Below are 12,341 nucleotides of genomic sequence, written 5' to 3' on the forward strand. Positions count from 1 at the left end.
CTCTTGCGATTGGCTCCTGTATAAAAAAACATTATTGTTTCCATTTAGCTAGAAAAAACATATATTCCTCGTAAAGGAGTGTTTAAGGTATGGTGTTTGCTGGAAAGAAATCTTTTCTGTTTACAGTAGGCCTTCTGGGCCAACTCGCTTTCGCGGTAACCCTCTACGACGAGGTTCCACAGGATACTTTCGGCATCGAGAAGTTCTACCCCACGAAGGAGGGCTCGGTCGAGTGGAATTCTGCCCACTGGAACAATGGGCATGCCCGCGGTATCGAATGGGATGGCGATGCCGACGATCCGCTGGAGTGGACGGACAACCGTAGCGCTGGCGATGCGTCTCCCTTTTTTAAGATAGACGGCAACGGCGTGATGCAGATGATGAGCTCCGGCCCGCGCTTCCATATCAATAGCCAGACGGAATGGGCGGCAAAGAAGCAGTTCTATCGCGATGTGGAATTCACTGCCTACTACCGCAGGGGCGAGGCTTCGGCAAACGGCCCCGACTACGGCGGCATGGTGATGGGCGTACGGAGCGGTGCGCTCGGGCATGCAAGTGGCGGGGGCAACAACTGCGATGCAAATACATACTATGCGCGCTTTAGGCACGATGGCAAGTGGGATTTCGAGAAGGAATGGAAGCACCCCGGCAGCTACTACCAGAGCGAGGGCGTGGTGGGCAGGCAGACGCCTCTTTGGGGTGGCGCGAAACTCCCGACCGACCGCTGGATCGGCATGAAGTTTATAGTGTACAATAGTGCATACCCGGATAATGGTGGCCCCGACGAATCTAGGACATCTGTCCGTCTGGAACTCTACATTGACTCGACCTCGAACGGCGAGCCCGCAAGTGCCAAGTGGGAGAAGGTAGGCGAGGCGCTCGACAGGGGGAAGGACTGGTCGGGGGCCTCGGGCGGGGCTGCGACCATCGATGGCTGCAAGGACTACAACGGGCTCGAGGACGCTTTTGCCCCCATCCTCAAGGGCGGGGGAATTGCCCTGATGCGCACCGACGGCAGCACGAACAACGTGGTCCAGGGCGAATACAAGTATGTAAGTATCCGCGAAATCGACCCGTATGGATCCTTTGCGGGCGGTACGACCGGCATCCGCCGTTCCCCCTACACGTACAGGGGCGTTTTCCCCTCGAAACCGGCAAAGTTCGACCTCAATGGGCGGTCCGTGCCCCAAAATGCCGCTCCCGGCATGTATCTTTTCCGCAGGAATTGACAAAAAGTCCCCGTTTTCTATATTTGGCACACCGATTTTTTAATCGGAACCCTCCCGGAGCCAATGTCGGTACCCGGGCGATAGACCAAAGGGACTCATTATGAGACAATACGAAACGATGGTGATCATCGACGCTATGATCTCTGACGACGCTATCAATGCCGAAGTCGAGACGATTGGCAAGAGCATCACCGACGGCAACGGCGAAATTCTCCGCCGTGACGACTGGGGCAAGCGCAAGCTCGCTTACACCATCAACAAGCGCCAGCACGGTTACTACGTGATCTTCTACTACAAGGCAGAAGCCGCTGTGGTCGCCGCTATGGAAGCCGCTCTCAAGCTTAACGAAAACGTCCTCCGCTGGATGACTCTCGCTGATTATCCGATGAGCGAAATCGTCTACAACAAGGACATGGCTCAGTCTACCGAGGAAATCATCCCGGTTGACGCAGAAGAAGGGGAGGCTGAATAATGGCTTTTGAAGATAAGAAGCAGGCTACCCGTGTCCGCCGCAAGAAGACTTGCTGGTTCACGGAAAACAACGTCAAGTTCATTGACTACAAGGACGAGAAGACTCTCCGTCGCTTCATCTCTGAACGTGGCAAGATCATCCCGCGCCGCATCTCCGGCACCTCTGCCAAGTACCAGCGTATGCTGAACGAGGCTATCAAGCGTGCCCGTCAGATGGCCATTCTCCCGTTCGTTTCGGACAGTCTGCGCTAAGGAGGAACTAGACTATGGAAATTATTCTTAAGGCCAACGTTCCTCACTTGGGCAAGATGCTCGACGTCGTGAAGGTTAAGGACGGTTACGCTCGTAACTACCTCTTCCCGCGCAAGCTCGCTGTCCGTGCAACCAAGGAAGCCAAGCTCCAGATTGAAACCAACCGCGCTGCTCTCGAAGCTCAGTTCCAGAAGGAACTCGCCGCCGCTGGTGACGTCGCTGCCAAGCTTTCTCAGATTTCTGTCAACCTCGAACGCCGCGTTGTCGAAGGCGATCGTCTCTACGGTTCTGTGACCGCTGGTGACATTGCCGACGCCATCACTAAGGCCGGTGTCAAGGTTACCCGTGCTCAGGTCGAACTTGCTGAACCTATCAAGCAGGTCGGCGTGTTCACCGTCACCATCAAGGTGTTCGGCGATGTCGAAGCACAGGTCAAGGTTTGGGTGGTCGCCGCGAAGTAATTCCGGCTACAACTGAACTTTAGAAAGTCGCTCCCTCTGCGGGGGCGATTTTTGCTATTTTATAGCCGTATGCATAAGTTTCATTTAGTGGCATGTTTTGCCGGTCTTTTGGCAGTGCAGTCCTTTGCGCAGCCGCGTGACCTTTTTGCGGAGTTCGAGGCGGAAGCCGAGGCTGCCCAGTCGAGCGAGACGGTTGTTTCGTCCAGTTCGGCGGCTGTCTCCAGCAGTAGCGTCGCACCTGTTTCTAGTGCAGCGCTGTCATCGAGTTCTGTGGCACCCTCCAGTTCGAGTGTGGCGAACAGTTCTTCTGTAGAGGCTTCTTCAAGTTCTGTGGCTCCGGCTGATACTGCCGCCCCTGTTGTTGCAGACACGACCGCCCCTGCCGTCGCGGATACGACTGCTCCGGCCGACACCACTGTTGCAGATTCCGCTGCCGGCGATTCTGCGAAGCCGATGACCCCCGAAGAGGCCTATGCAGCAGAGATGAGGAGACTTTCGGAAGAAAACCGTATCCGCGATTCGCTTGCGGCCCTCAGTTCCAGCAGTTCCGAACAGCCTGCACCGGATATTTCGTCCAGTTCCATGAGTCGCCGAGACCTGCTTGGCCCGGTGAAGGTTTCGAAGGTCTATGGCATTGACGATATGAAGGGCCGTTACAAGAGCCCGCGCAAGGCGCTGTTCATGTCGCTCGTGGTGCCGGGTTCCGGCCAGCTCTATGTGGGCGGTTCGACGTTCACGTATGTGCGCGGTGGTGCCTACCTTGCGCTCGAAGCGGCCCTGTGGGGCAGTTGGGCCTATTTCTCGGTGTACAAGTACAACGACCAGGTCAAGAAGTACAAGAAGTTTGCCAGGGAACACTATTCCATTGGCCGTTACGAGGCGGGCATGCGTGAACTTGTGGGCCAGCTTTCTGACGAGACGGAAGAATCCCGCTTCGAGACCCGCTACATGAATAGTCGTGAAAGTTTCTGCGAGGCCATCTACGGCAACGCGTCTTCGGCGGGTTGCTATACGGCGAACAGGCTTTTCTACAACGACAAGAGCCATTACGACCGCTTCTCTGTGGGCAACCCCACGTCGCTCGAGAACGAAATCGAGTCGGTCGGTTCGTTCTATGATGGTTCTGCGGTCTACCAGCAGATTGCGGACAGGGCTTATGTGCTCGGTTGGGACGATGTGGAAGAACCGGCGGTTGCCATGAACCTCGAACTCGAGGACGACGAGCCTTCCGACGGAATTGTGCCGCTCGCGAAATCCTCGAACATGGACGAGTACCGCTCCATGCGCAGCAAGGCGAATGACTACGCCGATTTGCAGGTGTGGTTCTTCGGCGGGCTTATCCTCAACCACATTGTTTCGGCCATCGACGCCGCGTTTACGGCGAACGCTCACAACAAGACGCTCTACTCCGAGGAACTTTCGTGGTATGACCGCCTTCACTTCGATAGCTACGTGAGCATCTTTAACGGGCTCGACGTGGGCGTGCAGGCTAGTTGGGGATTCTAGATGCGCCTTTTGATGGTCATTCTTCTGGTTGCGGTCTCAGCCTTTTCGCAGGTAGTTATTACCGTCGACGAGAACGTGAGCAAGAACCAGGACAAGAGCCTCTGGCTTGCGCTCGGGGCGTCGGCCTTGCTACCCGGTATGGGCGAACTTTACTTGGACGAGCGCTCGCTGGTCAAGCCGTTCGTGTGGACGGATGCCGCCCTCTGGCTTACTGCAATCGGGTCGTATTTCATTGGTGAACGCTACATCACCTCGGCGCACGGCTACGCGGTGCGCCATGCGGGCCTCACTACGGATAGCAAGGATGTTTCTCTCCTCAATACTGTGGGCGACTACCGCAGCCGCGGGGGAGTCGCCGGCCAGAATTCCTCTCCCGATATGGACGAGGACTACAACCAGGCGATGATCCGTGCGGGCAAGGCGATTGACGACGAATACAGCGAGAGCATCCAGTGGGACTGGGGCTCGAGCGACAATCCCGAATCGACCGAGCGTATCGAGGAGTACAAGAGCCGCCTGCGCCATTTCCGCGTGAGCCGCATTGTATTCCAGGTTTCTGTCGGCGCGCTGGTGCTTAACCGCGTGGTCTCGATTCTTGACGTGATGCGCGTCTACCGGGCGACATCGTCCAGGTCCTTTTCGCAGCGGATGGAATTTGCGCCCGAGTTCCTGGAAGACGGCGGCGGAATCCTGATGAACGTGAAGTTCTAGGCTGTGGTTGCGGGGTATCGCGGTGAAGAATATTCTCGTCATGGCGTTGCTCTGTTCCCTTTGCCTAGCTTCTTGCAGCAACAGTGTTTCCTATTCAGAAGATTCTACCGATGTTCCCGTGCTGGAATGGACTTGGGTCCCTTATGATTCGGACGTATTGCAGATTTCCGGGCGCACCAATTACGAAAAAGGCGACTTCCTGATTCTTTCGTGGTCGGCGTCTTCCGTTACGATTGCCTTTCGCGGAACCGCCCTGGAGATGAAGGGCTGGACAAACAATATCGTCTATCTTGATGTCTTTGTGGATGGGGAAGAAGACCCTTCCTCCCTGATAAAGCTTACCTATTCCGAGGAAGATTCGCTGAACGAGCCTGTATCTGTACCTGTAGTTTCGGACCTGCCCTATGGCGAACATGTTGTTACTTTGTATAAAAGGACTGGCAGCAACTTTGGTGACTGGCGCGTGTATGGAATGCGGGTGCTGGGCCGTGCGGAGAAGGATTTGTTGCCCGCTAGGCCGGAGCGCCGGATTGAGTTTGTCGGGAATTCTATTGCCTGCGGTTGCGATGTGCTGATGCCTGTGCCGGGGCAGGAATTTGACCTGTATTTTGAAAGCTCATACTACAGTTATGCAGGGCAGACGGCAAAGATGCTACATGCGGAGGAACATAACATCTGTAGCGGCGGTCACGGGGTCTATCTCAATTACGATGGTTCTACGGCCCTTGCTCTTCCGGTTGTGTATAACAGGACGGCGACGCTGTCGCTCGATGCGGTTGCATGGGACCATAGCAAGTGGCATCCCGATATTGTCGTGGTAAACCTGGGCACGAACGATTTTGCAAGCAGGATGATTGATTCTACCCGATTTGTGAACGCGACCGTAAACTTTATCCGAAAGATACGTTCTTACCATCCGGAGGCAAAGATTGTATTGCTGGATGGCCCGATGCTTACCGGGGATTACATGGTGAGATGCCGCCAGTACCTGGACACCGCGAAGGCGATTCTTGAAGGCGAGGGTGTTGATGAATTGTACAGGTTCTCGTTTGACCCGCATGGAGAGTCTGCGTATAACGTTTACTACCACCCGACAAGGGAAGAGGCCGCTGCGGATGCCCAAAGCCTGACCGCGTGGATACGCTCGGAATTCGGGTGGAATTAGGGGCGAGGTTTTGTTTTTTTCTAGATTTTGCAACCAATTGATACCCTCTATGCATCTAAATAGCGTGAAAAAGTTTACTGTATTCGTTTTTGTAGCCCTTTTCCTTGCCGCCTGCGGTGGCGAAGATTCCGCTGCGAGCGGTGCGAAGGGTGCCGGTGCTCCGGGCAAGGGTGGCCCGAGCGGGAAAGGCGGACCGGGAGGCAGGCCTGCACGCGAGATTGCTGTGGAAGGCTATATTGCCGAAGCCCACGAGGGCGGCAAGACGTTCTCTGCGATGGCGACGCTCGAACCCCTCAACAGTGTGGAACTGACCGCGGCAACATCCGGCAGACTCATGAACCTTTATGCGAAGGACGGCGCCCAGGTGCAGAAGGGCACGCTCCTTGCAAAGATTGACGATTCCGAACTCAGGGCGCAGCTCAAGCAGGCGGAATCGAACAAGCAGCTCGCCCAGCAGAAGTACGACCGCGCGAAGGGGCTCTACGAGAAGGATGGTGCGACGAAGGCCGACATGGAAGCGGCGGAAGCGTCGCTCAAGTCTGCGGAAGCGTCGGTGGAACTCATCAGGGCGCAGATTGCGAAGACCGAAGTTCGTGCCCCGTTCGCTGGCAAGCTCGGTTTCGTGAACGTTTCGGTGGGCGCGTGGCTCACGACCGGGACCTCGGTCGCAACTCTCAGCGAAGTGAAGAAGTTGAAGGCGAAATTCGCCCTCCCGCAGCGCTATGCATCGGCCCTCAAGCCGGGCGATGCCGTGGAACTCAAGGACGAGGAACGCAATATTTCTGCAAGCGGCAAGGTGAAGGCCCTGGAAGCGGGACTTTCGGAAAGTAGCCGTACCCGCCAGGTGTTGGTGGAAGTCAATAACGCAGGGGGCGAACTCCTTGCGGGTTCTTATGCGAAGGTGAATGTGACTATGCAGGCGGGAGTCGCAAAGAGCATCCCGATTCCGGCCGAGGCGTTTACGCTGGACAAGGACGGCGCCTACGTGTTCGTGGCTACGGGCGGGAAGGCGAAAATCAAGCACGTACAGACCGGGCTCCGCACGCCGATTACGGTCGATGTGACCGGAGGGCTCGACGAGGGCGATACCGTGATTACTTCGGGCCTCATTAGCCTGCGCGAAGGCATTTCCGTGCGCATCCGTGAAATCCGCCACAACGCCGATTACGAAGTGGAGTAAACGCGGATGAGTGTCGCGAACCTTTCCGTACGTCGCCCGGTACTCATGACGGTGATGGCGCTTGTCATCATCCTGCTCGGTGCGTTTGGCGCAAGCAACCTGGGCGTGCGCGAATACCCGAACGTCGACTATCCCTTGATTCAGGTGCGTACCTCGTACCCGGGCGCGAACGCCGCGGTGGTGGAGGCCGAAGTCACCGAAATCTTGGAAGCATCCATCAACAGTGCGTCGGGCATCAAGGCGCTTACCTCCACGAGCCGAGACGGCTTCTCGTTCATCAACATCGAGTTTGAAACGGGAATGGACTTGGAGGCGGCTGCGAACGAAATCCGCGACCGCGTGAGCCGCGTGCGCCGCAGACTCCCCGACGATGTGGACGAGCCGACGGTCTACAAGTCTGATAGCGATAACGACCCAATTTTGATGGTGAGCCTCGTGAGCGACAAGCTCGATCCGATGGAAGTTTCCGAAATCGCGAACAACTTTGTAAAGGAACGCCTGCAGACCATCAACGGTGTGTCTGAAGTCGCCATCTGGGGCGAAAAGCGCCCGACGGTGCGCCTGTGGATTGATCCGGTGCGCCTGCAGGCACTTGGCGTTTCGGGAGCCGAGATGTCGGCGGCGCTCAAACGCGGCAACCTGGAACTGCCCTCCGGTTCTATCGAGGGTAGCGAGACGACGCTTTCTATCCGCACGCTGGGCCGCATTCTGGACCCGAAAGCGTTCGAGAATATCGCGGTAAAGACGGCTGCCGACGGGACCGTCATCCGCATTTCCGATGTGGCGGATATCCATTACGAACCGAAGGACACGCGTACCGGGTTCCGCCGTAACGGCAAGAACTCCATCACGCTCGCCCTGATGGCGCAGCCGGGTAGTAACCACGTGGAAATTGCGAACGAGTTCTACAGGCGCGTGGAGGATATCCGCCGCGAGATTCCCGAGGGCGTGCAGGTGCTTTACGGGCGTGATACCTCCATCAACATCCGCGCTTCCATCAAGGAGGTGGTGGAAACCATCTTCATCGCGTTCCTGCTGGTGATTGCGATTATCTTTGCCTTCCTGCGGCAGGCCCGCACGACGCTCATCCCGATGGTGGTGGTGCCGGTGGCCGTTATCGGAAGCTTCTTCGTGCTGTACCTGTGCGGGTTCAGTATCAACGTGCTGACCCTGCTTGCGATGGTCTTGGCGATTGGCCTCGTGGTGGACGATGCCATCGTGATTGTGGAAAACATCTACCACAAGATTGAACGCGGAATGACGCCCAAGCAGGCGGCGGTCGCGGGTACAAACGAAATCTTCTTCGCGGTGATTGCGACCTCGGTCGTTTTGATGGCGGTGTTCGTGCCGGTGCTTGCGCTGGGCGGTACAACGGGCTTACTTTTCCGCGAGTTCGTGGCGGTGATGATCGGGACTGTTTTCCTCTCGACGCTCTGTGCGCTTACGCTCTCGCCGATGCTCTGTTCCAAGTTCCTGAGCCGCCAAAAACAGGGCTGGTTCTTCCGCGTTACCGAGCCGTTCTTTGACTGGCTCAACCGCATTTACGCTGTGCTTCTCGGTGGGTTCCTCAAGTTGCGATTCTTGCTTTTCCCGGTAGTGGCGGGCCTCCTGGCTATTGCGTACCTCTGCTTCAACAACATGAGTAGCGAGATGGCCCCGACGGAAGACTCCAACGCGGTCATGGTGAACCTGAACATGCCCGAAGGCGTGACGCTCACGCGCACCAAGCGCATGGCCGATGCCTTTGCTGAAGAAGTCATCGCGCTCATGGATACCAACGAGTATACCGAAATTCAGGCGGGCGCTTGGAACGCGGGCAACTCCAGAATGCGCATATTCCTGAACGCTGACAAGAAAGCGCGCCGCCCGCAGAGCGAAATCGCCCGCAGCATCCAAGTGCTCGGTAATGAGTACCCCGATTTGCGCGTGATGGTTTTTGAACCGCAGAGCATCAGCACGCAGCGCGGTGGCCTCCCGGTACAGTTTGTGTTGCAGGCCCCGAATATTGAAATCTTGCGCACGCTCGTGCCCAAGTTCGAGGAAGAGGCGAGCAAGAGCCCGGTGTTCAGCGTGGTGAACACGAACCTGAGATTCACGAAGCCCGAATTGCATATCGAGATTCTGCGCGACAAGGCGAACGAGGAAGGCGTTTCGGTGAACGACATCGCGCAGGCGGTGCAACTTGCGATAAGCGATCAGAGTTATGGCGAATTCTACAAGGACGGACGCCAGTACGATATCATCGGTGCGGTGGGTTACCAGTATCGCAGTATGCCCGAGAACATCTCGATGCTCACGGTCAAGAACGCGAAGGGCGAACTTGTGAGTCTCGATAACTTCATTACGTTCAGCGAGCAGTCCGCATCGCCGTCGCTCCCGCGATTCAACCGATTCTCTGCGGCCACCATCCAGGCGGGCCTTGTTCCCGGGAAGACGATTGGCGACGGCGTGGAGGAGATGCGCCGGATTGCGAAGCACCTCCTGAAGGATTACCCGAGCGTGAGTACCGCATTGAGCGGGTCGTCGAAGGAGTTCGAGGAAAGTTCCAGCGGGCTCTACATCGTGTTCCTCTTGGCGCTTGCGCTTGTGTTCCTGGTGCTTGCGGGGCAATTCGAAAGTTTCCGCGCTCCCTTCGTGATATTCTTTACGGTGCCTCTTGCGCTTGCGGGCGCGCTCGCCTGCCTGTTCATTACCGGCCAGACGCTCAATATCTTTAGCGAGATTGCGCTCATCTTGCTTATCGCACTCGTGACGAAGAACGGCATATTGATTGTGGAATTTGCAAACCAGATTGCGGCGAATACCGGGTGCTCTAAGCTCGAGGCGGCTCGGCTAGCGGCTGAACGCCGCTTCCGCCCAATCCTCATGACGAGCCTTTCCACAGTGTTGGGCGCGGTGCCGCTCATCATGACCGGCACCCCGAGCCGCATTGCGATGGGCATCGCCATTGCGGGTGGCCTCACGTTTGCCACGTTCCTCTCGCTGTTTATTGTGCCTGCGGCCTACAGCTTCTTTGCGGGCAAGGTCGATGCAACGACTGCTACCGACGCGTCGAAAATGGCATAGTCGCTCACGGTGGCGTAGCCGTTTACTTTACCATCTGGAAAACTTTCTCGCCTTCGCGGCTCATGCCGTACTTGGTGCGGAGTATTTCTTCCTTGTAGAGCGAGTCGTTCTGGAGGCGTTCAATTTCGGACTTGTAGTCATCGATGATGCCCTTGAGCGAATCTACCTTGTACTCGTATTCCGTTATCAGGTGCTCGATCTTTTTTTGCTCGAAGAGGTTGCCCTTGCTGAAGAACAACTGCAGCACAAGAACGCCTATGAAGAACAGGAAGGCGAGTATAAAGATGTAGATTCTCTTGTGCATCAGGTGGCTCCGTTGAAATGGAAACTGAAGTTGTCTTCGGTGTAGGCAAGCCCAGCCATTTCTAGTTCCGTCAATATAGTTAAAAGTTGATTCACGTCAAGGCTAGATTCCGATTGAAGTTCAGAAAATGTTTTGCGGAATCCGTTAACTTTCAAAAAGAACTTTTTGGTGTCGTCGCTCAGGTTGCAGCCTGCAAGCGAGAGTTCCTCGAAACTGATGCCCCCGCTCTTGGGGAGCCCGAGTGCGGTACATAAACTTTCTGGCCGGAATATCGGCTTGGCGATGCCCCTGTCGAGCAAGTCGTTCGCGCCGCTCGCCACTTCGCTGTCGAAATCTCCGGGAACGGCGAACAGTTCCCGCGAATCCTTGCGCGCGAATTCCGCAGTAAGCAGAGCCCCTCCTTTTTTCTTGCTCTGGACGATGACTGTTGCCCTGCTGAGGCCCGCAATAATCCTGTTCCTTGCAGGGAAATTGCTCTTGTATGCGACTACGTCGGGTTCGAACTGGCTTACGAGTGCTCCGCCTGCATCCAAGATGCGCTTGGCGAGGTCCCCGCGGCTTCCCTCGATTCTCGTGTTCAGTCCCTGCGCGAGGACTGCGATTGTCGGGATGCCTGCCTCGAGTGCCGCCTCGTGGCACAGGCTGTCGATGCCCTGCGCGAGTCCCGAGATGACGATGGCATGAGTCCCCTTGAGCGAGAATACGAGCCGCTTGCAGAGTTCGCGAGCGTTGTTGCCTGGCCTGCGGGTGCCGACCATCGCAATCCCCACGGGAGTCTTACTGGCGTCACTTTCCGGCGATGTCGGGGGAGGGAGCGTTCCCCTTGCGTAGATGAATTCGGGTTTGTGTGTGGAACTGCCGAGCAGGAGCGGAAAATCCCCTGCCTCGATGCGGTAAATATCAGTGCTGTTCATGGTGAATCCAGTGAAAGCGCTATAAGGAACATGCCGCGCGTTTTTTGATAAACGTTTGTGGCAATCGCCCGGGTCCGGAAAGTCCGGTACCTGTATTTAGCCTAGGCCCAAGAGGAATATAGTAATTATGTGAGGTGTGTAATGTGTGATGTGGAAATTATAATTAGTCATTTCACATTCCACATTTCACATTTGATTATCTATCTTTGATATTATGAAATATACCTTTGCCGACTTAGTCGATATTTTGAAGCGTCTCCGTGCCGAAGATGGATGCCCGTGGGACCGTGCTCAGGATACGCACACGCTCTTGCCGTACCTGGTAGAAGAAAGCAGCGAGTTTATCGATGCCGCGATGGAAGGCGACAAGGCTCACATGTGCGAGGAACTCGGCGACGTGCTTTTGCAGGTGGTTTTCCATGCGCAGGTTTGCAAGGAAAGTGGCGATTTCAATATCGACGACGTGGTGCAGGGAATTTGCGAGAAGATGATTCGCAGGCATCCGCACGTTTTTGGCGATGCGCAGGTGGATACGGCAGGCGAGGTGAGCCGACGTTGGGAAAAGATCAAGGCCCAGGAAGCGCTACACCAGAAGGATGCCGACAAGTCCGTTATGGATAAGGTAAGCAAGAGCATGCCGACGCTCGCCCGCACGCAGGATATCATCCGCAGGGTAGCGAAGGTCGGCTTTGATTGGGGCGAATCCGCTCCCGTATTCGACAAGGCTCAGGAGGAATTCGCGGAATTTCGTGCCGAGATGGAGAAGGTCACTCCCGAAAATGCGAATACCGACCGCCTGGAAGACGAGTTCGGCGATATCATGTTCTGCCTCGTGAACGTGGCGCGCCATAGCGGGTTCAATGCCGACGTGGCACTCCGCCGCGCAAATGCGAAGTTCGAAAAACGCTTCCGCGAGGTGGATCGCCTTGCCCGCGAGCAGGGGAAGGCCCTGCCCGAATTTGGTCTGGAAGGCCTGCAGCAGCTGTGGAAGCAGGCTAAGCAGAAAACCTGATGTAACTTATTCCACGTTGGAATGTTCCTTGCGGGAACTGCTTCTTGTGAAAAACTTTGTTCACAAGGGC

The 12,341-nt window shown here is 56.2% G+C and carries 12 protein-coding genes; 10 read left to right on the forward strand and 2 right to left on the reverse strand.

The genetic code is table 11. From position 1 onward, the window contains the following. Positions 1–89 precede the first annotated feature (89 nt). From BUA44_RS06735 to BUA44_RS06775, 9 genes are all read left to right on the forward strand, one after another. Positions 90–1,229, forward strand: coding sequence for a hypothetical protein (locus tag BUA44_RS06735; protein WP_072810051.1), 1,140 nt, complete (start codon positions 90–92; stop codon positions 1,227–1,229). A 100-nt stretch (positions 1,230–1,329) separates the two neighbouring features. Beyond that, a complete protein-coding gene (gene rpsF, locus BUA44_RS06740) occupies positions 1,330–1,701 on the forward strand; it encodes a 30S ribosomal protein S6 (protein ID WP_072810054.1) in 372 nt (123 codons plus the stop codon). Beyond that, positions 1,701–1,952: a 30S ribosomal protein S18 gene (gene rpsR, locus BUA44_RS06745; RefSeq protein WP_072810056.1), complete on the forward strand. Its 252-nt coding sequence runs from the start codon at positions 1,701–1,703 to the stop codon at positions 1,950–1,952. The genes rpsF and rpsR overlap by 1 nt, the downstream gene beginning before the upstream one ends. Before the next feature lie 14 nt (positions 1,953–1,966). Beyond that, entirely contained in the window at positions 1,967–2,413 is a 447-nt protein-coding gene (gene rplI, locus BUA44_RS06750; RefSeq protein ID WP_072810059.1) for a 50S ribosomal protein L9, read from the forward strand. Positions 2,414–2,482: 69 nt separating this feature from the next. Further along, complete coding sequence (locus tag BUA44_RS06755; RefSeq protein ID WP_072810061.1) at positions 2,483–3,919, forward strand: DUF5683 domain-containing protein; 1,437 nt, start codon at positions 2,483–2,485, stop codon at positions 3,917–3,919. Beyond that, on the forward strand, positions 3,920–4,630 hold the full coding sequence (locus tag BUA44_RS06760; protein WP_072810064.1) for a hypothetical protein: 711 nt from the start codon (positions 3,920–3,922) through the stop codon (positions 4,628–4,630). 22 nt (positions 4,631–4,652) lie between these two features. Further along, the gene (locus BUA44_RS06765; RefSeq protein ID WP_143151893.1) at positions 4,653–5,795 is read left to right on the forward strand and encodes an SGNH/GDSL hydrolase family protein; all 1,143 of its coding nucleotides are present in this window, start codon (positions 4,653–4,655) and stop codon (positions 5,793–5,795) included. 64 nt (positions 5,796–5,859) lie between these two features. Then, positions 5,860–6,975 (forward strand): efflux RND transporter periplasmic adaptor subunit, encoded by a 1,116-nt coding sequence (locus BUA44_RS06770; protein ID WP_255370478.1) that lies wholly within the window; start codon positions 5,860–5,862, stop codon positions 6,973–6,975. Positions 6,976–6,981: 6 nt separating this feature from the next. Beyond that, entirely contained in the window at positions 6,982–10,041 is a 3,060-nt protein-coding gene (locus BUA44_RS06775; RefSeq protein WP_072810071.1) for an efflux RND transporter permease subunit, read from the forward strand. A gap of 22 nt (positions 10,042–10,063) precedes the next feature. On the opposite strand, the gene BUA44_RS06780 is transcribed toward BUA44_RS06775, so the two are convergent. Together BUA44_RS06780 and BUA44_RS06785 are read right to left on the reverse strand one after the other, a co-directional pair. Continuing rightward, the gene (locus BUA44_RS06780) at positions 10,064–10,345 is read right to left on the reverse strand and encodes an FtsB family cell division protein (protein WP_072810073.1); all 282 of its coding nucleotides are present in this window, start codon (positions 10,343–10,345) and stop codon (positions 10,064–10,066) included. Then, a complete protein-coding gene (locus BUA44_RS06785) occupies positions 10,345–11,259 on the reverse strand; it encodes a DNA-processing protein DprA (RefSeq protein WP_072810075.1) in 915 nt (304 codons plus the stop codon). The genes BUA44_RS06780 and BUA44_RS06785 overlap by 1 nt, the downstream gene beginning before the upstream one ends. A 214-nt stretch (positions 11,260–11,473) precedes the next feature. On the opposite strand from BUA44_RS06785, the gene mazG reads away from it, so the two are divergent. Then, positions 11,474–12,271, forward strand: a complete 798-nt coding sequence (gene mazG / locus BUA44_RS06790; protein WP_072810077.1) for a nucleoside triphosphate pyrophosphohydrolase — start codon at positions 11,474–11,476, stop codon at positions 12,269–12,271. Positions 12,272–12,341 lie beyond the last annotated feature (70 nt).

It is taken from the genome of Fibrobacter sp. UWR3 (genome assembly GCF_900143055.1).
GTDB lineage: Bacteria > Fibrobacterota > Fibrobacteria > Fibrobacterales > Fibrobacteraceae > Fibrobacter.